Source organism: Thermobifida fusca NBRC 14071 = JCM 3263 (assembly GCF_001592045.1).
Classification (GTDB): domain Bacteria; phylum Actinomycetota; class Actinomycetes; order Streptosporangiales; family Streptosporangiaceae; genus Thermobifida; species Thermobifida fusca.
In genome coordinates this window covers 1-22,870 of record NZ_BCWB01000026.1, presented here as the reverse complement: position 1 = coordinate 22,870, position 22,870 = coordinate 1, and the positions used below count along the sequence as shown (strand labels likewise).

The following is a 22,870-nucleotide window of genomic DNA, read 5'->3' as shown; positions in this document are numbered from 1 at the left end:
AAAGCCTGGGACGAGAACGCCGATCCGTTCACCAACGTGGTGCGGGTCACCGTGATGACGCTGCGGAAGAAACTCGGCGACCCCCCGGTGATCCACACGGTGCAAGGCGCGGGGTACCGGATTTGAACACCGAAGAAGAACACGACGTCGTTGCGGCTGCCTCAGCAGAAGTACCCCCCACACCCCCGGGGGACACCGGCACATGGCGCAGGCTGTCCCGGCCGCTCAACCAGCCCGCCAACCCCGGCACGGCCAACGGGCGGGCCGAGACGAAGCACAGCCGCAGCTTCCGGATCACCGACAACATCAGCCTGCGCATGCGGCTGACCCTCATCTACGGGATGCTGTTCTTCGCTGCCGGATCACTGCTGCTCCTGCTCAACTACGTGATCCTGGTCAGCGTCCTCGACAAGCCCGACTTCACCGTCCACATCGACGGATACCAACTGGAATCCGAGATCGCCGACGAGATCAAGGCGGCCCTCATCGACGGGATCGCCACCCAGGTGACCCGCTACTCGGTGCTCGCTCTCATCGTGGTGGGTGTGCTCGCGGTCGGCCTCGGATATGCCGTCGCCGGGCGGGCCCTGTCCCCGCTGCACAAGATCACCCGTACCGCGCGCCGCCTCTCCGAACGCTCCCTGCACGAACGCATCGCGATGAGCGGGCCCGACGACGAGATCCGGGAGCTCGCCGACACGTTCGACGCGATGCTGGAACGCTTGGACCGGGCGTTCGACGGGCAGCGCCGCTTCGTGGCCAACGCTTCCCACGAACTCCGCACCCCGCTGGCGATCAACCGCACCCTGCTGGAGGTCGCGGTCTCCGACCCGGAGGCGTCCCCCGACCTCAAAACCATTGCCCGCACCCTGCTGGAGACCAATGCCCGGCACGAACGCCTCATCGACGGTCTGCTCTTCCTCGCTAAGAGCGACCGCGAACTGGACGTGCGCACGGTCGTCGACCTCGGCGAAGTGACGGAGACCGTGCTCAGCCAGCTCTCCGACGAGATCGAGAAGTCCGGGCTGCGGCTCCGCACCGACCTGCGGGAAGCCCGGGTCACCGGGGACCCCGTACTGCTGGAACGCCTCGTCAGCAACCTGGTGGAGAACGCGCTCCGCTACAACGTCCCCAACGGGGAGATCACGGTCCGCTCCGGGATCAACGAGGGCGCCCCAGCCATCCAAGTGGAGAACTCCGGGCCGGTGGTCCCCGCCTACGAGATCGAAGGGCTGTTCGAACCGTTCCGGCGCGGGGCCGGACACCGGGTGAGCTCCACGAAGAGCGCTGGCCTGGGCCTGTCTATTGTGCGCTCGGTGGTCCGCGCCCACCACGGGACCGTGACCGTGTGGCCCCGGGCCGGGGGCGGGCTCGTGGTGACCGTCCACTTTCCGGTGAGCAACCGCCGCAGCGAAGGCGAGTCTTCCGCCTGACCACCCGCTATCGGCGTGTCGCCCAGGTTCCGGCATGTCCCCACCCAGGCCGTGATATGCATACGTGTCCGGTGAGGTGGGCACCCTGGTACGGAGTAGTTCCCGGAGTGGGTATGCTCACCCGGGCACCGAAAAGGCGAAAGGCGTCTTAACCGGGGTGTTCACGCTTCCTGCAGTGCCGATGCGGCCCAGATCGCCAGGGCGGAGACCGAGGCGTCCGGGAAGACAACGGGGCCGAGAACTGTTCGCTCAGGGGTAGCAGCCGGAAAGCCGCGGCTGCTGAAGACGACCACGTTCGGTCACCGGAGATCACTGTCGAGGCGAGACGGAGAACCCGGGCCACGACGCCATCTCTAACTTTTCGGGCAGAACGGGCACAACAGATGTCTCCGAAGCGTTACATTCGCGCGACGAGACCACGAAGATGACGAAAGATGAGACGAGGGGGATGGAGTAGAGCCATGGCCACCGACTACGACAGCCCACGCAAGACAGACGACGACCTGGGAGAGGACAGCCTGCAGGAACTGCAGGCGCGCCGGGTAGACAAGAGCATCAGCACCATCGACGTCGACCCCGACGAGGTCGCCGAAGGCATGGAGCTGCCCGGGGCGGACCTGTCGGGTGAAGAACTCGCGGTGCGCGTCCTGCCTCGCCAGGCTGACGAGTTCACGTGCTCGAGCTGCTTCCTCGTGCACCACCGCAGTCAACTGGCGGAGGAACGTGACGGACAGCTCATCTGCAAGGAATGCGCCTACTGATCTGTGGAGACCTCTTCACTCCACCGCCTTCTTGCGTCACAGACACGGACGAGACCCCGGGCCGCACCGGGGTCTCGTCCGTTCTCTCTCCGACGGCGGCACCAGCGGGAATGCGGGGACCGCGCAGGTTGTCTTCACAAGAAGCGGGAACGCTGCTCAGTCGAGGAGAGGCAGAGAACCGTGGATGACGAGACCACCAACGACCGTGCTGCGCGGGGTAACGGAGAACAGCGTCCCGGAAAAGAACTGGTGGTCGTCGACCGCGACCGGGTCGGTGAGCTCGTTGCCCTCCTCGTAGCGGAGGACACTGACGCGCAGAGCCGGGCACGGCTGCTCACGCGGATCACCGCGGCCCTAGCCCACAGCCTGCAGACCGCTAAAGCCCGGAGCGTGGCGAGCGGCCGCTGGCTGGCCGCGGTATTCGCCGAGGAGATCGCTCCCCGCATCCCGATCCGCGACCAGGAGACGCTGATACAGCACCACCGGGGACTGTCCGGCGACGACCTCGCTGATGCGCTGGAACGCGTCGCGGTGAACGTCACCACCGCCGTGGGAACAGTGGGAGGCGCGCTGGCGGCCGTCCAGTTCACGGCACCGCCGACACTGCTCACCGCTCCCGTCCAGCTTCTCGCGGAGACCCTGGTCGTCGCCGCGGTAGAGGTCAAACTGATCGGGGAGCTCCACGAAGCTTACGGGGTCCCGGCATCCGGGACTCCGCTGCGGCGCACCTCCAGCTACCTCGCGTCGTGGACGCAGCGGAGGGCGCTCCGCCCGGGCCGCGGGGTCCCGTCGCTGACCGCCACCATGGGTACGGCTGCCCGTACCGCACTCCGCAACCGGCTTATGAGACTGCTCGGCCGCCAGATGACCACACTGGGCCCGTACTTGACCGGCGCGGTGGCCGGCGGCACCCTCAACCGGCGCGGCACCCGGGCCCTGGCCCGGACCGTGCGCCGTGAACTGCGGGCAGCAGCAGCCGCGGGCGCCGCCCCCGCAGGCGGCACGATCGTCCCGCCGTACCCGGCCTGACCGCGCGGTACCGGGACAGCCAGCCCGATACCGCGCAACAGCGGCTCAGCGCTGGGGACGCTCCGGGGCGCGGGGAGCCCGGGCCGCCAGGCGCTTGTGCACGGTGCGTACCGCGAGCACGCGGGTGACCTCCATGCCTACCCCCGTGAGCACGGCCCAGCCCAGTGCCTCCCCCAGACTGATGTCGGGCGACTCGGGGTCGGCCGGAGGCTCCTTGCCTACTGCTTTGGTCCACAGCAGGGTGAGAGCTTTACGGGTGACGTAGGCTGCGGCCAAGGCTGCCACACCCCCGATGATCCGAGCAGCGAGGTCGCCATCCTTGTCGGCCATGGGAATACTTCCGTTCCGGTGTCATTCCTGGACAAGCGCTGCCCGAAATACTGCCATGTTCCCCTGGTCTACGCCGGGTGGTGCGCGTGGGGTGTCGCCCACGGGGCCCGAGGGGACAGGCGGAACGAGCAGGGTCGCGGTGCCAATACCATTGGCCTATGACCAACCGCTCTCGTTCCTTCAACGTGCCTGACAAGCCTTCGCTCGATGGTATCGAGGCGAAATGGGTAGACGTCTGGGACGAGTCCGGCGTCTATCACTTCGACCGCTCTAAGAGCCGCGAAGAGATCTTTGCGATCGACACGCCGCCACCTACCGTGTCCGGTTCGCTGCATATCGGACACGTCTTCTCCTACACCCACACGGACACCGTCGCCCGGTTCCAGCGGATGAACGGCAAGTCTGTCTTCTACCCGATGGGCTGGGACGACAACGGCCTGCCCACCGAGCGACGCGTGCAGAACTACTACGGGGTGCGCTGCGACCCGTCGATCCCCTACGACCCGGACTTCACCCCGCCCGAGAAGCCTGACCCCAAGAATCAGGTCCCGATCTCGCGACGGAACTTCATCGAGCTGTGCGAACGTCTCACCGTTGAGGACGAGAAGGTCTTCGAATCCATCTGGCGCAGGCTCGGGCTGAGCGTGGACTGGCGGTACACCTACGCCACCATCGACGACAAGTCCCGCGCGGTGGCCCAGCGCGCCTTCCTGCGCAACCTGGCGCGGGGCGAAGCGTACATGGCGGAGGCGCCCACGCTGTGGGACGTCACCTTCCGCACCGCGGTGGCCCAGGCCGAGTTGGAGGACCGGGAACGCCCCGGCGCGTACCACAAGGTGGCGTTCCACCGCGACGGCGGCGACCCGATCATCATCGCCACGACCCGCCCCGAGCTGCTGCCTGCCTGCGTGGCCCTGGTCGCCCACCCTGACGACGAGCGCTACCAGAGCCTGTTCGGGACAACCGTGCGCAGCCCGCTGTTCGGGGTGGAAGTCCCCGTCGTGGCGCACCGCCTGGCCGACCCGGAAAAAGGCACCGGTATCGCCATGATCTGCACCTTCGGTGACGTCACCGACGTCACCTGGTGGCGGGAGCTGAAGCTGCCCACCCGGGCCATCATCGGCTGGGACGGCCGGATCGTCGCCGACCCGCCCGAAGGACTGGACTCGGAGGAGGGGCGCGCGGCCTACGCCAAGCTCGCCGGGGCGACCGTGCACACTGCCCGCCAGCGCATCGTCGAAATGCTCCGGGAGTCCGGGGACCTGATCGGGGAGCCGGAGAAGATCACCCACCCGGTCAAGTTCTTCGAAAAGGGCGACAAGCCCTTGGAGATCGTCACCACCCGCCAGTGGTACATCCGCAACGGCGGGCGCGACCCTGAGCTGCGCGAAGCACTGCTCAAGCGAGGCCAGGAGCTGGACTGGTACCCCGAGCACATGCGCACCCGCTTCGAGCACTGGGTGGGCGGGCTCAACGGCGACTGGCTGATCAGCCGCCAGCGGTTTTTCGGGGTGCCGTTCCCCGTCTGGTACCCGCTGGACGACAAGGGCAACCCGATCTACGACTCCCCGATCCTGCCGGACGAGTCGCAGCTTCCGGTGGACCCCAGCTCGCAGGCGCCCGAAGGATACACCGAGGACCAGCGCGGCAAGCCCGGCGGTTTCATCGGCGACCCCGACGTGATGGACACGTGGGCGACGTCCTCGCTGACGCCGCAGATCGCCGGCGGCTGGGAGAGCGACCCGGACCTGTTTGAGCGGGTCTTCCCCATGGACTTGCGCCCGCAGGGCCAGGACATCATCCGCACCTGGCTGTTCTCCACCGTGGTCCGCTCCCACTTCGAGCACGACTGCCTGCCGTGGAAGAAGGCGGCGATCTCCGGGTGGATCCTCGACCCGGACCGCAAGAAGATGTCCAAGTCCAAGGGCAACGTGGTCACCCCGCTGTCCATGCTGGAGAAGTACAGCTCGGACGCGGTCCGCTACTGGGCGGCCAGCGGACGGCTGGGCACGGACACCGCCCTGGACGAAAAGCAGATGAAGATCGGGCGGCGCCTGGCGATCAAGATCCTCAACGCCAGCAAGTTCGCGCTGTCCGTGGCGGGCGAGGATACAGTCGCCGACCCGGCCGCGGTCACTGAGCCGCTGGACCGCTCCATGCTGGCGGTCTTGGCCGAGGTCGTCCAGGACGCCACCGCCGCGTTCCACGAGTACGACCACACGCGGGCGCTGGAGCGCACCGAGCGGTTCTTCTGGAACCTGTGCGACGACTACCTGGAGCTGGTCAAGGCCCGCGCCTACGACCCCGAGTCGCGGGAGGGCGCATCGGCTCGCGCCGCACTGCTCATTGCGCTGTCGGTGCTGCACCGCCTGTTCGCCCCCTTCCTGCCCTTCGTCACCGAAGAAGTCTGGTCGTGGTGGCAGGACGGGTCGGTGCACGTGGCGAAGTGGCCGTCGGTGGAGGAGTTCCGCGCTGCCGCGGAGGCAGGCGATCCCGCGGTGCTCGCCGCCACCTCCGAAGTGCTGCACACGGTCCGCAAGGCCAAGTCGGAGGCGAAGCTGTCCATGCGCGCCGAAGTGGAGCGGGTGACCGTCCACGGCAAGCAGGCCGAGCAGGCCCGCCTCTGCCGTGACGACCTCGCTGCCGCGGGCCGGGTCACCACGCTGGTCTTCGAAACCACCGACGACGCCGAACTCCGGGTGGACGTCGAACTCGCCCCCGCAGAGAAGTAGCCTTCAGTAACCGTTGTGGGCGCCCTGCGTGATGTGGGGCGCCCACCTAACGCGATAGGCTCGGCCGTTGTGAGTGACCTTTCCCCTGTCTTCGGTACGGTGCGGGTGGAGATCCGACGACTCGACCCAGACCTCCCGCTGCCCCGCTACGCCCACCCGGGGGACGCGGGAGCGGACCTGGTCACCGCCGAGGACGTCGTTCTGGCTCCCGGGGAACGCGCCACCGTGCGCACCGGGATTGCGATTGCCCTGCCCGACGGGTATGCGGCGTTCATCCATCCGCGTTCCGGACTGGCCGCGCGCCACGGTCTGACCGTGGTCAACGCCCCCGGCACGGTGGACGCCGGCTATCGAGGCGAGATCAAAGTGCCTCTGTTGAACACGGACCCCGCCACGCCGGTGAAGTTGACCCGGGGAGACCGCATCGCCCAACTGGTGATCCAACGCGTCGAGCGGGCAGCCTTCGTCGAAGTGGACGAACTCAGCGACTCGGCGCGGGGCGCCGGAGGGTTCGGTTCGACCGGAGGGCACGCCGCAGGGGCGGAGCAGAGCTGACTGTCTCCGGGTGACTTCGGGACTCTAAGGAAGAGGTGTTGCGGCGTGTTCGGACGCCGACGCAAGAAGAAGGCCAAGAGCCGCGTTGACGACATCATCCCCCCCGCCGTCGCGCCCCGGCCGACTCCGATGGCTGAGCCCGTCAAGGAGGACGACAAGTACCGAGCCCAGGGGCCGTGGGACGTCTCTGAGGAGGTACCCGAAGCACGGCGGGTCGACCTGGGGTCGCTGCGCGTCCCCGTTGGCCCTGACATCGAAGTGCAGGTCAACGTCGCGCGGCAGCAGAACCAGAATCGGGTCATCGGGGTGACGATCATCAACGGCAGGACCGCGCTGCAGGTCCAGCCGTTCGCCGCCCCCAAGTCCACCGGGCTGTGGACGGAGATCCGGCAGGAGATTGTCGCGGAGATCGCCAAGTCCGGCGGGAAGAGCGAAGAGTTTGAGGGGACGTTCGGCCCGGAGATCCGCGCGATCGTCCCGGTTCCGGGCAAGACCAACGAGAAAGGCCAGCGCCTCGCCCAGCCGATGCGGTTCATCGGTGTAGACGGGCCCCGCTGGTTCCTCCGCGGGGTGATCCGCGGCGAGGGCGCGGTCCGCCCCGAGGCAGCAGCCCGGATCGAGGAGATTTTCGCGGGGATCGTGGTCGTCCGCGGACACCACCCGGTCCCGCCGCGGGACCTTCTCGAACTGCGGCTGCCGAACCAGAGTCGGCCGGCTCCGGGACAGGTCGCCGTGCCCAAACCCGGGACTCAGAACCCGCCGCAGTGACCGTGGGCGCGGCTGTCCTCCCACAACAGGGCTGCTGGCCTGCAGGGCTTGCTGTCCGGCTGAGAAGCCGGAGGACAGTGCGCTCCAGGCTCACTGGGCCGGACCGGGGTCGTGCGGGTCGGCGATCGACCCGAGGAACAGGATGGCGCCGCGGCGGCGTACCACGATGTGGAACGGCCGGTCGACGCTGAACCGGATCGTCCGCCGCGGCGGCATGGCACCGGCCAGGAGCATCATGGCTGCGGTCGCTGCCGCTCCTTCCGCGCCCCGTTCATCCACCCGGAGCCTGGCCTGGTGGATGACCGTGTCCACGTAGAGCGGCACCGTGGAGATCCCGGACAGGTCAGCGGAGGCGGTGAAGAGCGTGCGTACCCCCGCCTCAGCCAGGACTTCGACGAGTTGGTGCGGCTGGGTCAGTTCGAAGCGGGGGAGAGCCAGCTCGACACTGGTGGATGCGGAACGCCGGTGCAAGGCGGTGAGCAGCGGCGCGGTCGGCACAGCGGCGGCGTTCGTGCCCGGCGGCAGCAGGACGTCGACCGCGAGTTCGTCGTGGGCGTGCAGGGTCACCATTCCCCAGCCGCGCGCCGTGGCGTAGGGCATCGTCCCGGTGCGGTGCATGAACGGGACGCGTTTCGGCCCGCGCGGGGTGCGGAACGTCCCCTCCCGGGTCAGGTGCGCCTCGAACGGGGTGGTCCACCGTGCCCTGGCCCACAGGGCGTTGGTCAGAATCGCCCGCAGGTCAGGGGTGACCGCTCCCTGCGGGAGCAGTTCGCGGATCATCCCGCGGGTAGCGTCGGCGATGTCCGCGTTGACGGTGGCGCGGACCCCTTCAGGGTTGGTGCGGAAGTCCGCGGTCCGCACGTCTGAATCGGGGCGGTCGTGCACCGTGGCGCGGAAGGACGAGTGCACGGGAACGTCTGCGCTCACCCACAGGACGGTGCGGGACGCCAGGTCGGGGCTGTCCGCGACGGCGCGGTCGAGCGCGGCGAGGAGCGGGGCAGGGTCGGTGCCGAGCAGCGTGGTCAATTCGGTGCGGGTGGTGGCGCGCGCCCCCGCGGCGAGGACGCCGAGGGCGCAGGCCACGGAGTAGGGCGACCATATCACCTCCCCGTCAGGAACAGCCTCGGCCAGCCTGCGGTGCAGGTGCAGCGCGAACTCCAGGTGGTCATCACGGAGGAAACCGCCGGACATGGACACTCCCCTCGACGGCGCTTGCGGGCTGCGGGCACGGGTTCCTGCCCCAGCAGGATTCCCGCGGGGCGCGGCTGCCACGCGTCCCACGCTCACCGCCGCAGAGCGCTTTCGGTTGTGAAACGGACACGTAGCGTACTCTCTTGCGCGTGGGTGGAGCACTACCCTGGGAGAGGGCCACGAGGCCGGAAGACCGTGTCCGCAGTCGCAGTGTCCGGGAGTGAGATGACGAACCAGAGTCAGGCTGAGGTCTCCGAACGCACCGTTGAGGAGGTGGTGCGCGGGCAGCTCGCCCAAGCCCTGGGCGGGAAGCGCGGCATGGTCGAGGCAGCGGTGCCCACGCTCTTCTTCACGTGCACCTACCTGCTGGGCACGAACTACGGGTGGCAGGTCGCCGGACTAGACCCGCTGCGGCTGGGGCTGCTGCTGGGCGGCACGGCCGCCGTGGTCCTGGCTGTGGTCCGGCTGGTGCAGCGCTCCTCGGTGCAGTATGTGGTCAACAGCCTGTTCGGGATTGCCATTGCCGCGGTGTTCGCGCTCCGCAGCGGGCAGGCAGAAGACGCGTTCCTGCCCGGCATCATCTACAACAGCGTCTACGCCTTGGTCCTGACCTTGTCGATCGTGGTGCGCTGGCCCGCTATAGGGCTGCTGATCGGCGCGGTCACCGGTGACCCGGTCGGGTGGCGGCGGAATCCGGCGGTGGTGCGGCTCAGTTCCCGGTTGACGTGGCTGCTGGTGCTGCCGTGCGTGGTGCGGGTCGTAGTGCAGTACCCGCTGTGGGCGGCGGGCATGGTGGGCTGGCTGGGTGCCACCAAGATCCTCATGGGCTGGCCGTTGCAGGTCGCTGCGTTCGCCGCCATGGTGTGGCTGCTGGCGGTGGGACGCACCCCGATGGAATCCGAGCCGGAAGCTGCGGACGGCCAGGGCACGCAGAGCGGGACGGACGAGACGGTGCAGGCGCACCCCTAGCGCTCCCGGCCGAGGCCTGCCCCGGCCGGGAGGGGAGCCCGACTCACAGGTCGGAGAGCAGTTTTTCGAAGGGTGTGGGGTTCTCGTAGGGGTCGGGGCGGCGCTGCGGAGCGCCCCCGGCGACCAGGGTGGCGAATTCTTCTGCTGCGCGGTCGATCCGTTCGGTGAGCGCCCCGGCTTCGTCGCTCCCCCAGTCTTGGGAAGCGGCGTAGACCCCGGTCGGCGCGGGCACCGTGCCCAGGTAGGCGAAGAGCGGCCGCAAGGCGTGGTCGAGGACCAGGGAGTGGCGCGGGGTGCCGCCGGTGGCTCCCATAAGGACGGGGATGCCGGCGAGAGCGCCGGGCTCAACGACGTCGAAAAAGGTCTTGAACAGACCGCTGTAGGAGGCGGTGAACACCGGGGTCACCGCGATGAGGCCGTCGCTGGCTGCGGTACGGTCCAGCACCTCGCGCAGGCTGCCGACGGGCACCCGGGTCAGCAGCGCGTTGGTCAGGTCGTGGGCGTGGTCGCGCAGTTCGACTACGGCGGTGTCCGCGGTGATGCCCCGGGCGTGGAGGGCGCGTTCCGCGGCTTCGGTGAGCCGGTCGGCGAGCAGCCGGGTGGAGGAGGGGTTGCCCAGCCCGGCGGAGAGCACGGTGAGCGTACGCGTCGTCAACGGGACACCTCTTCTTCCTGCTTGCCGGCGCGCTGCGCGGCTTGGGCGGCCGCGCGGAGGCTGGCGTGGGTGGGGGCGTCAGGAACATGGGCGGGTTTGAGGGCAGCGAATTCCCGGCGCAGCACCGGGACCACTTCCTCACCCAGGATGTCAAGCTGCTCCAGCACGGTTTTGAGGGGCAGTCCTGCGTGGTCCATGAGGAACAGTTGGCGCTGGTAGTCGCCGAAGTACTCGCGGAACTTCAGGGTCCGTTCGATGACCTGCTGCGGGCTGCCCACGGTCAGCGGGGTTTCCGCCATGAACTCTTCCAGGGAGGGGCCGTGCCCGTAGACGGGCGCGTTGTCGAAGTAGGGGCGGAACTCTCGGATCGCGTCCTGGGACCTCTTCCGCATGAAGACCTGGCCGCCGAGGCCGACGATCGCCTGGTCGGCTGAGCCGTGGCCGTAGTACTCGTAGCGGCGGCGGTACAGGTCGATGAGTCGCTGGAAGTGCTCTTTCGGCCAGAAGATGTTGTTGGCGAAGAACCCGTCACCGTAGTAGGCGGCCTGTTCGGCGATTTCGGGGCTGCGGATGGAGCCGTGCCACACGAACGGGGGGATGCCGTCCAACGGGCGCGGGGTGGAGGTGAAGGACCGCAGCGGGGTGCGGAACTTGCCTTCCCAGTCCACGACGTCTTCCCGCCACAGCCGGTGCAGCAGGTGGTAGTTCTCGATGGCCAGCGGGATGCCTTGGCGGATGTCTTTACCGAACCAGGGGTAGACGGGGGCGGTGTTGCCGCGGCCGAGCATGAGGTCCACCCGCCCGTCGGCCAGGTGCTGCAGCATCGCGTAGTCTTCCGCGATCTTCACCGGGTCGTTGGTGGTGATCAGCGTGGTGGCGGTGGACAGGATGAGGCGCTCGGTGCGGGCGGCGATGTAGCCGAGCATGGTGGTGGGGGAGGAGGGGACGAACGGCGGGTTGTGGTGCTCCCCGGTGGCGAAGACGTCGAGGCCCACCTCCTCGGCTTTCAACGCGATCGTGACCATGGCCTTGATCCGCTCGTGCTCGGTAGGGGTCCGGCCGGTGGTCGGATCAGGGGTGACGTCGCCGACGCTGAAGATCCCGAACTGCATGCCCGCTCCCAAAAGCCTTCTCAAGGAGAAATTAAAGTTTCAACTATTATGGGGAACTCCACGGCCCCGCCCCCTATTCCCCCGCGCGATGTGCGCTAGTCCGCAGCCCGGTCAGAGCCGCTGAGCACCGCAAGCAGTGCGTCGTCGCTGCGCGCGCTGCTGAGCAGGACCACGACATCGCCCGCGGCGAGCACCGTCTCCGGCAGCGGGGCCCGCGCCTGCCCCGCCCGCACGAGGGCGACCAGGACCACGCCTTCCGGCAGCGCGGCGCTCAACTCCGCCGCACTGCGTCCCGTGAAAGGCGACTCCTCAGTCAGCACCGACTCCAACAGGTCCGCTCCCCCCAGCGAGGCCAGCGAAACCACCTCGCCAGAATGGCCTAGCTCGGGTTCTTCGTCACTGTCCACCAGTGCGGCAAGAAGCCGCGGCGGAGACACGGCCACGTCCACCCCCCACGCGCTGGTGAACAGCCACTCGTTGTTGGGGTCGTTGACCCGGGCCACCACGCGGCGCACCCCGAACTCCCGCTTGGCCAGCAGCGACACCACCAGGTTGACCTTGTCGTCGGAGGTCGCGGCCACCACCGCGTCGAACTCCTCCAACCGGGCGTTCTCCAGGGAGCTGACCTCGCAGGCGTCAGCTAGCAGCCATTCCGCTTCAGTCAACGCGTGCACGTCGATGGCGCGCGAGTCGCGGTCGATCAACAGCACCTCGTGCCCGCTGCTGAGCAGTTCGGCAGCGATGGACCGGCCGACCGCCCCGGCCCCCGCGATCGCCACCCGCATCACCGGTCACCCCCGTCAGCGCTGATCCGCTCCACAGTCCGCTCGACCGCCTGCGAAGGGGAAACGACGTGCAGCACATCCCCCGGCCACAACTGCAGATCGGCACGGGCCAAGTGAATCTCCCCGCCCCGGCTCAGGTAGACCACCCGCACCCCGAGCTCGGCCTCGACCCGTTCGACCCGCTGACGCGACCACGCCGTCCCCACCACCGCATCCACCATGACCAGGGTTCCGGAGGGGTCCCGCCACAGCGGCCCGGTGCCGAGGAGCTCGTCCCCGGGAACCAGGTGGCGCAGGATCATGTCGGCGGTCCAGCGCACCGTGGCCACGGTGGGAATCCCGAGCCGCTGGTACACCTCGGCGCGCCGCGGATCGTAGATGCGCGCCACCACATTGCGCACGCCGAACGTCTCCCGGGCCACGCGCGCGGCGATGATGTTGGAGTTGTCGCCGCTGCTGACCGCGGCAAACGCACCGGCACGCTCGATACCTGCCCGGATGAGGACTTCTCGGTCGTAGCCCAGTCCGGTGACCGCATGCCGGGCGGTCGCCGAACGCAGCCTGCGGAACGCTTCAGGGGCGCGGTCGATGACCGCGACCGTGTGGCCTGCATCCTCCAGCGTGTGCGCGAGGGTGGACCCTACTCGGCCACACCCCAAGATGACGACGTGCACCTCGTGCTCGCTCCCGGTACTCCTCGTGGTGGCGGCCCGCCGCCCCTGGCGGGCCTGGGCTGGGATATACCCAACCACAGTCGCCAGGTGTGGCGCATCGGCCGCGGTCACCGCGGTCACTACGCTGCCGCGGTCCGACTAGAGTGGTCGCGAGGCGGCGGTCCGGGTTCTGCCGCGCCGCCGGACCGCCCTGTCACCCGAAAGGTCGTGTGCTCCCATGAGTCGGCTCACTACCCACGTCGACGTGCGTCTTGACGGGGTAGCCCACGGAGGATGGTGCGTCGGACGCCACGAAGGCCAGGTCGTCTTCGTCCGCCATGCCTTGCCGGGGGAGCGGGTCCGTGCCCGGATCACCGAGGAGACCAGGAGGTTCCTCCGTGCCGAGGCGGTAGAAGTACTGGAGGCCTCCCCGGACCGGGTGGCCCCGCCGTGCCCCTTCGCGGGCCCTGGCCGGTGCGGCGGCTGCGACTGGCAGCACGCCTCGCTCGACGCCCAGCGGCGGCTCAAAGCACAGGTGGTCGCCGAGCAGTTGCGTCGCATCGCCGGAATCGACCGTGAGGTGGCAGTCGAGGAGCTGCCTGGCACCCCGGACGGGCTGGGCTGGCGGACGCGGGTCCGGTTCGCCGTGACCCCCGACGGGACGGTCGGGCTGCGCCGGCACCGTTCCCACAGCATCGAACCGGTCGACTACTGCCCTCTCGCGCACCCCGGGATCGACCGGCTCAACGTGCCCCGCAAGACGTGGCGGAACGCAGCCGAGATCGAAGTGGCCGCCGCGGCGGGAACCGGAGACACCCTCGTGACGGTCACCCCGGCGCGCACCGGGACCCCTGAACTGCCGGCGCTGGACAGTCCGGTCACGGTGCTGCGCCGCTCCCGGAACGGGCGGGTCCAGCCGCCCCGCGGCCGGCACGGGGTGACCGAAAACGCGGCTGGGCGCCGCTGGTGGGTGAGCGCGGGAGCGTTCTGGCAGATCCACCCGGCTGCCGCCGAGACCCTCACCGGGGCAGTGCTCGACGCCCTGGACCCCCAGCCCGGGCAGACCGCGCTGGACCTGTACTGCGGGGTCGGGCTTTTCGCGGGTGCGCTCGGCGCAGCGGTAGGCCCGCAAGGCCGGGTGTTCGGGGTGGAAAGCGGCGCCGAAGCGGTCCGCGACGCCCGCCACAACCTCCGCGACCTGCCGCAGGTCCAGATCACTCGGGCAGACGTCGCAACCCACCTGCGCCGGTGGACGCCTCCCCGCATCGACCTGGTCGTGGCGGACCCGCCGCGCTCCGGTATGGGCGCCGACGTGGTGCGCCGCCTGGCGGCGCTGCGTCCGCAGCGGATCGCCTACGTCTCCTGCGATCCCGCGACGTTCGCCCGCGACCTGGCTGTCTTCGCGGAGCACGGCTACCGGATGGACGGGTTGCGCGCCTTCGACGCCTTCCCCATGACGCACCACGTGGAGTGCGTGGGCGTCCTGCTCCCCGCCTAGACGCTGCCCCTCGGCGTGCCGCACCGCGTCGCTGGACGCGACCGGCCGCGTCCAGCGGAAGAATGAGGGGTATGCGACTGAGAATCTTCACCGAACCCCAGCAGGGCGCCAGCTACGAGACGCTGCTCACCGTCGCAAAAGCCAGTGAAGACCTGGGCTTCGACGGCTTTTTCCGCTCCGACCACTACCTGAAGATGGGGGACGTCAGCGGGCTTCCTGGCCCCACTGACGCGTGGGTCACCCTGGCCGGCCTGGCCCGGGAGACGTCCCGGATCCGGTTGGGCACGCTCATGACGGCGGCCACGTTCCGCCTGCCGGGGCCGCTGGCGATCAGCGTCGCCCAGGTCGACCAGATGAGCGGGGGACGCGTGGAGTTCGGCCTCGGCGCGGGATGGTTCGAAGCCGAGCACACGGCCTACGGCATCCCGTTCCCCGCCGACGCCAAGGAGCGCTTCGACCGGTTCGAAGAGCAGTTGGCGATCATCACCGGGCTGTGGGCTACCCCCGAGGGGGAGACGTTCACCTTCCACGGGAAGCACTACACCTTGACGGAGAGCCCGGCGCTGCCCAAGCCCGCGCAGTCGCCGCGGCCGCCCGTCCTGATCGGCGGCAGGGGACGGCGGCGTACCCCCCAGTTGGCCGCGAAGTACGCCGACGAGTACAACATCCCCTTCTGCGTGGTGGAGGAGACGCAGGCGGCCTTCGACCGGGTGCGTGCCGAGGTCGAGAAGGCGGGGCGTGAAATCCCCATGATCTACTCGGCGGCCCAGGTGGTGTGCGTGGGTCGGAACGATGCCGAGGTAGCCCGGCGCGCCGCTGCGATCGGCCGGGAGGTGGACGAGCTGAAGGTCAACGGCCTGGCGGGCACACCGGACGAGGTGGTGGAGAAGATCGGCCGGTTCGCCGAGATCGGCGCGGAGCGCATCTACCTGCAGGTGCTGGACCTTTCCGATCTGGACCATCTGGAGCTGATCGCTGACCGGGTCGCCCCGCAGGTGGCCTGAGGGCATTCCGGGCCGGGAGAACATGGGATGTTCGTCCGTGTGTCTCCCGGCCCGGAGGGGTAGTGGAGAAACGACAATCAGACATTACTGTCCAGTAACTTGATATCGAGATATACGTCCGATACCTTGATATCGAGATAACAGCGCGAGCGAATCACTGAGCATGTGAGGTTCACCGCTCTCGGCGGTCCACCATCCAGCGCGGCACAGCCGGCTCCGCAGCCCCACGTGCGGAATCCGGATCGTCGACGCAGGTGGTCCCCGTTGTCCCGCGCATCACGGGGAGAGCCGTCCCGGCTCGGGAGTGATCTTGTAAGGGAAGCCTCAGTGACGCCCCGGCTGTGCCGCTAGGGCAGGATGCTTGGAAAAAGTGGCGAGACCAGGAGGCGACAACCGTGTCGGCGAACAGCTTCGGCAGCCGCGACACGCTCCGTGTCGGTGACGAGTCGTACGAAATCTTCCGCTTGGATGCCATCGACGGCGTCCAGCGGCTTCCCTACAGCCTGAAGGTGCTGCTGGAGAACCTGCTGCGCACCGAGGACGGCGTGAACGTCACCGCCGACCATATTCGCGCGCTGGCCAACTGGGACTCCAAGGCGCAGCCCAGCCAGGAGATCCAGTTCAGTCCTGCCCGCGTGATCATGCAGGACTTCACCGGCGTGCCCTGCGTGGTCGACCTGGCCACCATGCGTGAGGCAGTCCGGGACCTGGGCGGCGACCCCACCAAGATCAACCCGCTGGCCCCTGCCGAGCTGGTCATCGACCACTCGGTGATCGTCGACGTGTTCGGGCGCCCCGACGCCTTCGAACGCAACGTCGAAATGGAGTACGAGCGCAACCGCGAGCGCTACCAGTTCCTGCGCTGGGGCCAGAACGCCTTTGAAGGGTTCAAGGTCGTCCCGCCGGGCACCGGCATCGTGCACCAGGCCAACATCGAGCACCTGGCCCGGGTCACCATGGTCCGCAACGGCCAGGCCTACCCCGACACCTGTGTGGGCACCGACTCCCACACCACCATGCAGAACGGCCTGGGCATCCTGGGCTGGGGCGTGGGCGGTATCGAGGCCGAGGCAGCCATGCTCGGCCAGCCGATCTCCATGCTCATCCCGCGGGTCGTCGGCTTCAAGCTCACCGGTGAGCTGCCCCCCGGCACCACCGCCACCGACCTCGTGCTCACCATCACCGAGATGCTGCGGGAGCACGGCGTCGTCGGCAAGTTCGTCGAGTTCTACGGCGAGGGCGTGGCCTCGGTGCCGCTGGCCAACCGCGCCACCATCGGCAACATGAGCCCGGAGTTCGGCTCGACTGCCGCGATGTTCCCCATCGACGACGAGACGATCCGCTACCTGAAGCTGACCGGCCGCAGCGACGAGCAGACCGCCCTCGTCGAGGCCTACACCAAGGAACAGGGGCTGTGGCACGACCCGTCGGTGGAGCCCGAGTACTCCGAGTACCTGGAGCTCGACCTCTCCGAGGTGGTGCCGTCGATCGCCGGACCCAAGCGCCCGCACGACCGCATCGCCCTGTCCGACGCCAAGACGGCCTGGCGCCGGGACGTGCGCGACCACGTCAACAACGACGGCATCGTCACCCGCGCGGACGAGGCGTCCGCCGAGTCCTTCCCGGCCTCTGACGCGCCGGCGATCTCCAGCAACGGCGTGGTGACCGAGCGTCCGCGCAAGCCGGTCAAGGTCACCCTGGGGGACGGCACCGAATTCACCATCGACCACGGGTCCGTGGTCATCGCGGCCATCACCTCCTGCACCAACACCTCCAACCCGTCGGTCATGCTGGGTGCGGCCCTGCTGGCCAAGAAGGCGGTGGAGAAGGGGCTGTCCCGCAAGCCGTGGGTGAAGACCTCGCTGGCCCCCGGGTCCAAGGTCGTCACCGACTACTACGAGCGTTCCGGCCTGACCCCGTACCTGGACAAGCTGGGCTTCAACCTCGTCGGCTACGGCTGCACCACCTGCATTGGCAACTCCGGTCCGCTGCCGGAGGAGATCTCCAAGGCGATCAACGACAACGACCTCGCGGTCGCCGCGGTGCTGTCCGGTAACCGCAACTTCGAAGGCCGCATCAACCCCGATGTCAAGATGAACTACCTGGCCTCCCCGCCGCTGGTGGTGGCCTACGCGCTGGCCGGGACGATGGACATCGACTTCGACACCGAGCCGCTGGGCACCGACACCGACGGCAACCCGGTCTACCTGCGCGACATCTGGCCTTCGCCGGAGGAGATCCAGGAGGTCATCGACTCCGCGATCGCCGCGGAGATGTACCAGCGGGCCTACTCTGACGTGTTCGCCGGCGACGAGCGGTGGCGCTCGCTGCCCACTCCCACCGGGGACACGTTCTCCTGGGACCCGAACTCCACCTACGTGCGCAAGCCGCCCTACTTCGACGGCATGCCGCTGGAGCCCGAACCGGTCAGCGACATTGTCGGCGCCCGCGTGCTGGCCAAGCTCGGCGACTCCGTCACCACCGACCACATTTCGCCCGCCGGCGCCATCAAGCCGGGCACCCCGGCCGCTGAATACCTCATGGCCAACGGGGTGGAGCGCAAGGACTTCAACTCCTACGGGTCGCGTCGCGGCAACCACGAGGTGATGATCCGCGGCACCTTCGCCAACATCCGGCTGCGCAACCAGATCGCACCGGGCACCGAAGGCGGCTACACGCGCGACTTCACCCAGGAAGGTGGTCCCGTCACCTTCATCTACGACGCCGCGCAGAACTACGCTGCCCAGAACATCCCGCTGGTGGTGCTGGGCGGCAAGGAGTACGGCTCCGGTTCTTCGCGCGACTGGGCGGCCAAGGGGACCCGCCTGCTGGGCGTGCGCGCCGTCATCGCCGAGTCTTTTGAGCGCATCCACCGCTCGAACCTGATCGGCATGGGCGTGCTGCCGCTGCAGTTCCCCGAAGGCCAGTCCGCGGACTCTCTCGGCCTGACCGGTGAGGAGACCTTCTCGATCACCGGCGTGACCGAGCTGAACGAGGGCCGCATCCCCGAGACGGTCAAAGTCACCACGGACACCGGGGTCGAGTTCGACGCTGTGGTGCGGATCGACACCCCGGGTGAGGCCGACTACTACCGCCACGGCGGCATCCTGCAGTACGTGCTGCGCCAGTTGATCAACAAGAAGTAGTCAGCCTAGAAGAACTCCCCCGGGCCCACCAGGCCCGGGGCGACCCACAGGGCCCGCCACTGTCCAGGAGACGGTGGCGGGCCTCTGCCCTGCCAGAGCCGTACCCGTGCCCGGGGGCGTAGAAACGCGGCGCGGCAGCGGGCGGGCCGAATGGTGGACCCGCGGGTGGGAAGGAGCTGCCCTAGCCCTGCTGGGCGGGCTGGTGGGGCGCTGTCCCGTCGATGACGACGTCCGCATACTCCCAAGGGGTGTGCGCGGCGTAGAAGACGTTCTCCTGGTGTGCCCAGATCCCCCGGTAGGGGGCGTAGGCTTCAGCGTCGTCACGGAGGTCCAACCGCCGGTAGCGGACCTCGTCGGGGGCGTCGATCCACACCAGGATGGACAGGTACGGGCGGATCTCTGCGGCCCCGCAGCCGGACCCTTCAATGATCAGGCCGTCGGTGACGGATGCGGTGCGCCACTCGGCGAGCCGGCCTTGGACCCAGTCGTACCGTCGCCACCGCGGGTTGGCGCCGTTGAGCAGCGGCATGACCACCCAGCAGGCGAGGAGGTCCACCGAAGCAGCCAGACCGGTCCATCCGGGGTAGACGTCGTCCATGTGGAACACGGGCCACCCGGTTTCTGCGGCGAGTGCCTCGGCCAGGGTCGTTTTCCCGGCTCCGGACCGGCCTTCAATCGCCACCAGCCGCGCGTTCCCGGCGAGGGGCGGACGGGTACGGGACGCCTCCGCGAGGGACTTCACCGTTTCGGAATCCAATCGGTCACCACCCGTCTTCTCGTGGACCACCGCTTCTTCCGAGGGACTACCCTTAGCGCCCTCTCCCTCCCCAGGGCTCGCCTGGCGGAGGGCATCCACGGTAGCGTGGGACGGCGCGCCGCTGTTGCTGGGCGCACCACCAGCGCGCTGGGGAGCCCCGGGCTGCTGTCGTTGCAGCGGCAGTGCCTGGCCCGTGCCGGGGCGGCCGGTGGTCCGGCCTGTCCTCCTGGCCGACTGCGCCTGTTATTACCCTGCGTTCCGCGTCACCCAACACCCCGCCCTCGCTCCCGCCGGTTCTTCTGGGAAGCCCGGTGCCCGTCCAGTACCCCGCAGCCTGCTGCCGACACCCGCGGCTGCTCGCTGGATCGCGCTGCGGCGCGGAGGGGACAGTATTTGCGCAGATTGCGCCAGTATGGCTCACAAAACCGACTTTTCTGCGTAAGTTGGGCAAAAACCTTGCCTTCAAGCCTTGTAAGCTCCCATGCGGACAGCTTTTCTCCGCCTCTTCCGCGGCCCGAACAAGGAGCGCCAGTGACGACAGATGCCCAGGTCACCCCGGGATCTCAGGCTGCCCTGCGGCAGGCTAACCGGGAACGGGTGATCGCTGCGCTGCGCAGGGGCGGAACGCTCACCCAAGCCGAGATCGCCCGTGCCACCGGCCTGTCCGCGGCGAGCGTGTCGAATATCGTGCGCGACCTGCGTGCCATGGGCGTGGTGTCCGTCCGGGAGACCTCCTCGAACGGACGCCGGGCCCGGGCCGTCACCCTGCAGCGCCCACCGGGGGTACTCGTCGCGATCGACTTCACGCACTCCCGCCTCACCGTGGCCCTGGGCAACACCGACGGGCGCGTGCTGCAGGAGGAGAGCATCGCCTACGACGTCTCCGAAGACCCGGTGCGGGGGGTGCGGCGGGCGGTCTGGCTGACCGAGACCCTGCTGACCCAGGCGCGGGTGGACCGCTCCATGGTGCTCGGAGTCGCGGCGGCGATCCCCGGACCCGTCGACCCGGCCACCGGCCTCATCGGGGATATCACCAGCATGCCGCACTGGGCCGGCTTCAACCCCGGGGCGGAACTCCAAGAGCGCCTGGGACTGCCGGTCTCCGTGGACAACGACGCGAACCTCTGCGCCCTCGCCGAACTGACCGAAGGCGCTGCCCGCGGCCTGGAGCACGTCGTCTACGTCAAAGTCGCCCACGGGGTGGGCGCGGGCGTGATCCTCGGCGGGCGCCTGTTCCGCGGGATGAACGGCAATGCGGGGGAGATCGGGCACATCGGGCTCGACGAGCGCGGGCAGGTGTGCCGGTGCGGCAACCGAGGCTGCCTGGAAACCCTGGTCGGCACGCCCTACCTGCTGGACATGCTGCCGCAGCAGGGCCGGGTCAAGCACGGGGCCAGCCTGGTCGACCTGCTCGAGGCGGCCCAGGAGGGCGACCCCGGGTGCCGCCGGATCATCGCGGAGGCCGGCGCTGCACTGGGCCGCGGCGTAGCAGTCGTGGTCAACATGGTCAACCCGCAGATGGTCATTGTGGGGGGCGAGATCGCCGAAGCGGGAGAGCTGCTGCTCGACCCCATGCGCCGGGCCATGGAACTGGGAGCCCTGGGGAACGCGCTCACCGGACTGCGCCTGGTCACCGGGGAGCTGGGGGAGCGCGCGGCGCTGCGGGGAGCGCTGCAGGTCGTGCTTGACTCCACCTTCTGAAACGATCAGAGAAAAATTTTTAGGGGATTCTCTGATCTTCACATCAAGACAAAGCCCGCATGACCTGCGATTTCTTTGTATTTAAGGAGTGAAGTCAAGGTTTTGTGACACTTCGGTTATGCGTTCAAGTCTTGACGACAAGGTGGTGACGAGTTTGACTTCACGGCATCAGTCCACCACGTGACCCAGTCCACGTTGACGCGGATGGGTTCGCGATCCCCCGACGCCCGGTGGGCTTCCAAGGAGGTCAAGCGATGAGCAACCGAAACATCGTCCGCCGCGTCGCGGTGGGCGCAGCCGCGGTCCTGCTGGCCACGGTCGGCTGCACCACCGGAACCGAAGGAGAACAGCAGGCCGCAGCCTCAATCGACGAAGGCTTCACCATCGGGTTGCTGCTTCCCGAGTCCAAGACCGCGCGCTACGAGAAATTCGACCGCCCCTACTTCGAAGAGGCCGTCGCGGAACTCTGCCCCAAGTGCGAGGTCTCCTACCAGAACGCTGACCAGGACGTCTCCAAGCAGCAGGCCCAGGCGGAAGCTATGCTCACCGAGGGGGCCAGCGTCCTGGTGCTCGACGCCGTGGACGCGAAAGCCGCGGGCAGCATCGTCCAGCAGGCCAAGGCGCAAGGCGTTCCGGTGATCGCCTACGACCGGCTCGCCGAAGGCGGGGTCGACTACTACGTCTCCTTCGACAACAAGACCGTCGGCCGCGTCCAAGGCACGGCGCTCATTGAAGGCATGGAGAAGGCAGGCACCGCCGGCGAGGGCCAAGTCATCATGATCAACGGATCGCCGACTGACCCCAACGCCGCAGACTTCAAAGCCGGAGCCCACGAGATCCTCGACGGCCAGGTCGAGATCGGCGCCGAATACGACACCCCTGACTGGTCGCCCGACAAGGCTCAGCAGCAGATGGAGCAGGCCATCACCGCGGTCGGCGCCGACAACATCAGCGGTGTCTACAGCGCCAACGACGGCATGGCCGCCGGCATCATCGCTGCCCTCAAAGCCGCAGGCGTGGACGAGATGCCGCCCATCACCGGCCAGGACGCCGAACTCGCCGGCATCCAGCGGATCATCTCCGGCGACCAGTACATGACGGTCTACAAGGCCATCCGCCCTGAGGCTGAAGTGGCCGCCGCCATGGCAGTCGCCGCCGCCACCGGCGAGAAGTACGAGGGAAGCCAGGAGCACCCGCTCACCGAGGTCACCGATGAGGCGGGCAACACGATTCCGGCCGTGCTGCTGGAACCCATCGCGGTCACCGCGGACAACATTGAAGACACCGTGATCTCCGACGGCTTCTACACCATCGAGGAGATCTGCACCGACCAGTACGCCGACACCGAGCTGTGCAAGGGGGCAGGCTCCTAACGGAGTACGTCGCGCGGGTTCCGCAGGCCTCCCACCGGAAACCGGCGGGCCCCGCGACGACTGGAGCGGCACCCGCCCCGGAACCGGGGCTGCCGCTCCAGTCACACCCCGAGAGGCTCCCAGGAGACCGGATCGGGGGCCGGACAGTCCGGCCCCCGAACAGCGGATCACCACGAGGACACGTTATGGCACAACCGATCCTGGAGCTGTCCGGGATTTCCAAGAGATTCGGCGCGGTCCAGGCGCTCAGCGACGTCGACCTGACCGTCCACGCGGGCGAAGTCGTCGCGCTGCTGGGCGACAACGGGGCCGGAAAATCCACCCTCGTCAAGGTCATCGCCGGGGTCAACCCGGCGGACAGCGGCACCATCCTGTGGGAAGGCAAGCCGGTCCAGATCAACCGTCCCAGCGATGCCCA

General features: G+C 68.5%; 21 protein-coding genes. 14 read left to right on the top strand and 7 right to left on the bottom strand.

The genetic code is table 11. The features are described 5' to 3' along the window. From TF1_RS05995 to TF1_RS05980, 4 genes are all read left to right on the top strand, one after another. Window positions 1–126 (top strand): winged helix-turn-helix domain-containing protein (locus tag TF1_RS05995; protein WP_169803308.1); only part of this gene is annotated, 126 nt, incomplete at its 5' end. Beyond that, window positions 123–1,433, top strand: coding sequence for a sensor histidine kinase (locus TF1_RS05990; protein WP_011292364.1), 1,311 nt, complete (start codon window positions 123–125; stop codon window positions 1,431–1,433). The genes TF1_RS05995 and TF1_RS05990, both read left to right, overlap by 4 nt. Window positions 1,434–1,894: 461 nt before the next feature. Then, window positions 1,895–2,194 (top strand): DUF4193 domain-containing protein, encoded by a 300-nt coding sequence (locus tag TF1_RS05985; protein ID WP_011292363.1) that lies wholly within the window; start codon window positions 1,895–1,897, stop codon window positions 2,192–2,194. 180 nt (window positions 2,195–2,374) lie between these two features. Then, window positions 2,375–3,223 (top strand): hypothetical protein, encoded by an 849-nt coding sequence (locus TF1_RS05980; protein ID WP_011292362.1) that lies wholly within the window; start codon window positions 2,375–2,377, stop codon window positions 3,221–3,223. 45 nt (window positions 3,224–3,268) lie between these two features. On the opposite strand, the gene TF1_RS05975 is transcribed toward TF1_RS05980, so the two are convergent. Continuing rightward, the gene (locus tag TF1_RS05975) at window positions 3,269–3,553 is read right to left on the bottom strand and encodes a DUF4235 domain-containing protein (protein ID WP_011292361.1); all 285 of its coding nucleotides are present in this window, start codon (window positions 3,551–3,553) and stop codon (window positions 3,269–3,271) included. Window positions 3,554–3,711: 158 nt separating this feature from the next. Here TF1_RS05975 and valS point away from each other — a divergent pair, with 158 nt between their 5' ends. The 3 genes from valS (at window position 3,712) to TF1_RS05960 (ending at window position 7,608) form a co-directional block, all read left to right on the top strand. After that, complete coding sequence (valS, locus tag TF1_RS05970) at window positions 3,712–6,285, top strand: valine--tRNA ligase (protein ID WP_016188904.1); 2,574 nt, start codon at window positions 3,712–3,714, stop codon at window positions 6,283–6,285. A 69-nt stretch (window positions 6,286–6,354) separates the two neighbouring features. Next, window positions 6,355–6,840, top strand: a complete 486-nt coding sequence (gene dut / locus TF1_RS05965; protein ID WP_016188903.1) for a dUTP diphosphatase — start codon at window positions 6,355–6,357, stop codon at window positions 6,838–6,840. A 45-nt stretch (window positions 6,841–6,885) separates the two neighbouring features. Beyond that, window positions 6,886–7,608, top strand: coding sequence for a DUF3710 domain-containing protein (locus tag TF1_RS05960; protein WP_011292358.1), 723 nt, complete (start codon window positions 6,886–6,888; stop codon window positions 7,606–7,608). A 90-nt stretch (window positions 7,609–7,698) separates the two neighbouring features. Here the strand turns inward: TF1_RS05960 and TF1_RS05955 are convergent, their stop codons facing one another. Further along, on the bottom strand, window positions 7,699–8,799 hold the full coding sequence (locus TF1_RS05955) for a serpin family protein (RefSeq protein ID WP_061783724.1): 1,101 nt from the start codon (window positions 8,797–8,799) through the stop codon (window positions 7,699–7,701). A 225-nt stretch (window positions 8,800–9,024) separates the two neighbouring features. Between TF1_RS05955 and TF1_RS05950 the strand changes: the two genes are divergently transcribed. Continuing rightward, entirely contained in the window at window positions 9,025–9,768 is a 744-nt protein-coding gene (locus TF1_RS05950; RefSeq protein ID WP_061783723.1) for a DUF3159 domain-containing protein, read from the top strand. Window positions 9,769–9,811: 43 nt separating this feature from the next. Here TF1_RS05950 and TF1_RS05945 read toward each other — a convergent pair whose 3' ends face one another. The 4 genes from TF1_RS05945 to TF1_RS05930 all read right to left on the bottom strand — a co-directional run bounded on the left by TF1_RS05945 (window position 9,812) and on the right by TF1_RS05930 (window position 12,994). Continuing rightward, the gene (locus tag TF1_RS05945) at window positions 9,812–10,423 is read right to left on the bottom strand and encodes an FMN reductase (RefSeq protein WP_011292355.1); all 612 of its coding nucleotides are present in this window, start codon (window positions 10,421–10,423) and stop codon (window positions 9,812–9,814) included. Continuing rightward, entirely contained in the window at window positions 10,420–11,535 is a 1,116-nt protein-coding gene (locus tag TF1_RS05940; RefSeq protein WP_011292354.1) for an LLM class flavin-dependent oxidoreductase, read from the bottom strand. The genes TF1_RS05945 and TF1_RS05940 overlap by 4 nt, the downstream gene beginning before the upstream one ends. A gap of 95 nt (window positions 11,536–11,630) precedes the next feature. After that, a complete protein-coding gene (locus TF1_RS05935; RefSeq protein ID WP_011292353.1) occupies window positions 11,631–12,320 on the bottom strand; it encodes a potassium channel family protein in 690 nt (229 codons plus the stop codon). After that, complete coding sequence (locus TF1_RS05930) at window positions 12,320–12,994, bottom strand: potassium channel family protein (RefSeq protein WP_011292352.1); 675 nt, start codon at window positions 12,992–12,994, stop codon at window positions 12,320–12,322. Before TF1_RS05930 ends, TF1_RS05935 begins: the two co-directional genes overlap by 1 nt. Before the next feature lie 217 nt (window positions 12,995–13,211). Here TF1_RS05930 and TF1_RS05925 point away from each other — a divergent pair, with 217 nt between their 5' ends. The 3 genes from TF1_RS05925 (at window position 13,212) to acnA (ending at window position 18,621) form a co-directional block, all read left to right on the top strand. Then, complete coding sequence (locus TF1_RS05925) at window positions 13,212–14,471, top strand: class I SAM-dependent RNA methyltransferase (protein WP_011292351.1); 1,260 nt, start codon at window positions 13,212–13,214, stop codon at window positions 14,469–14,471. A gap of 71 nt (window positions 14,472–14,542) precedes the next feature. Then, window positions 14,543–15,475 carry an LLM class F420-dependent oxidoreductase gene (locus TF1_RS05920; RefSeq protein WP_016188901.1) on the top strand — a complete coding sequence of 311 codons (933 nt, stop codon included), beginning with the start codon at window positions 14,543–14,545 and terminating at the stop codon, window positions 15,473–15,475. A gap of 395 nt (window positions 15,476–15,870) precedes the next feature. After that, a complete protein-coding gene (gene acnA / locus TF1_RS05915; protein WP_011292349.1) occupies window positions 15,871–18,621 on the top strand; it encodes an aconitate hydratase AcnA in 2,751 nt (916 codons plus the stop codon). 181 nt (window positions 18,622–18,802) lie between these two features. On the opposite strand, the gene TF1_RS05910 is transcribed toward acnA, so the two are convergent. Further along, window positions 18,803–19,378 carry a uridine kinase family protein gene (locus TF1_RS05910; protein WP_011292348.1) on the bottom strand — a complete coding sequence of 192 codons (576 nt, stop codon included), beginning with the start codon at window positions 19,376–19,378 and terminating at the stop codon, window positions 18,803–18,805. Between the two features lie 531 nt (window positions 19,379–19,909). Here TF1_RS05910 and TF1_RS05905 point away from each other — a divergent pair. The 3 genes from TF1_RS05905 to TF1_RS05895 all read left to right on the top strand — a co-directional run. Next, on the top strand, window positions 19,910–21,079 hold the full coding sequence (locus TF1_RS05905; protein WP_011292347.1) for an ROK family transcriptional regulator: 1,170 nt from the start codon (window positions 19,910–19,912) through the stop codon (window positions 21,077–21,079). 254 nt (window positions 21,080–21,333) lie between these two features. Beyond that, window positions 21,334–22,452 (top strand): sugar ABC transporter substrate-binding protein, encoded by a 1,119-nt coding sequence (locus TF1_RS05900; protein ID WP_011292346.1) that lies wholly within the window; start codon window positions 21,334–21,336, stop codon window positions 22,450–22,452. Window positions 22,453–22,637: 185 nt separating this feature from the next. Further along, on the top strand, window positions 22,638–22,870 hold a 233-nt coding region (locus tag TF1_RS05895), incomplete at its 3' end, for an ATP-binding cassette domain-containing protein (protein ID WP_156482489.1).

Coding starts and splice junctions, on each gene's coding strand:
- TF1_RS05940 (WP_011292354.1), bottom strand. CDS start 11,535: ATGCAGTTCGGGATCTTCAGCGTCGGCGACGTCACCCCTGATCCGACC.
- TF1_RS05950 (WP_061783723.1), top strand. CDS start 9,025: ATGACGAACCAGAGTCAGGCTGAGGTCTCCGAACGCACCGTTGAGGAG.
- TF1_RS05935 (WP_011292353.1), bottom strand. CDS start 12,320: ATGCGGGTGGCGATCGCGGGGGCCGGGGCGGTCGGCCGGTCCATCGCT.
- TF1_RS05975 (WP_011292361.1), bottom strand. CDS start 3,553: ATGGCCGACAAGGATGGCGACCTCGCTGCTCGGATCATCGGGGGTGTG.
- TF1_RS05920 (WP_016188901.1), top strand. CDS start 14,543: ATGCGACTGAGAATCTTCACCGAACCCCAGCAGGGCGCCAGCTACGAG.
- valS (WP_016188904.1), top strand. CDS start 3,712: ATGACCAACCGCTCTCGTTCCTTCAACGTGCCTGACAAGCCTTCGCTC.
- TF1_RS05985 (WP_011292363.1), top strand. CDS start 1,895: ATGGCCACCGACTACGACAGCCCACGCAAGACAGACGACGACCTGGGA.
- TF1_RS05955 (WP_061783724.1), bottom strand. CDS start 8,799: ATGTCCGGCGGTTTCCTCCGTGATGACCACCTGGAGTTCGCGCTGCAC.
- TF1_RS05925 (WP_011292351.1), top strand. CDS start 13,212: ATGAGTCGGCTCACTACCCACGTCGACGTGCGTCTTGACGGGGTAGCC.
- TF1_RS05900 (WP_011292346.1), top strand. CDS start 21,334: ATGAGCAACCGAAACATCGTCCGCCGCGTCGCGGTGGGCGCAGCCGCG.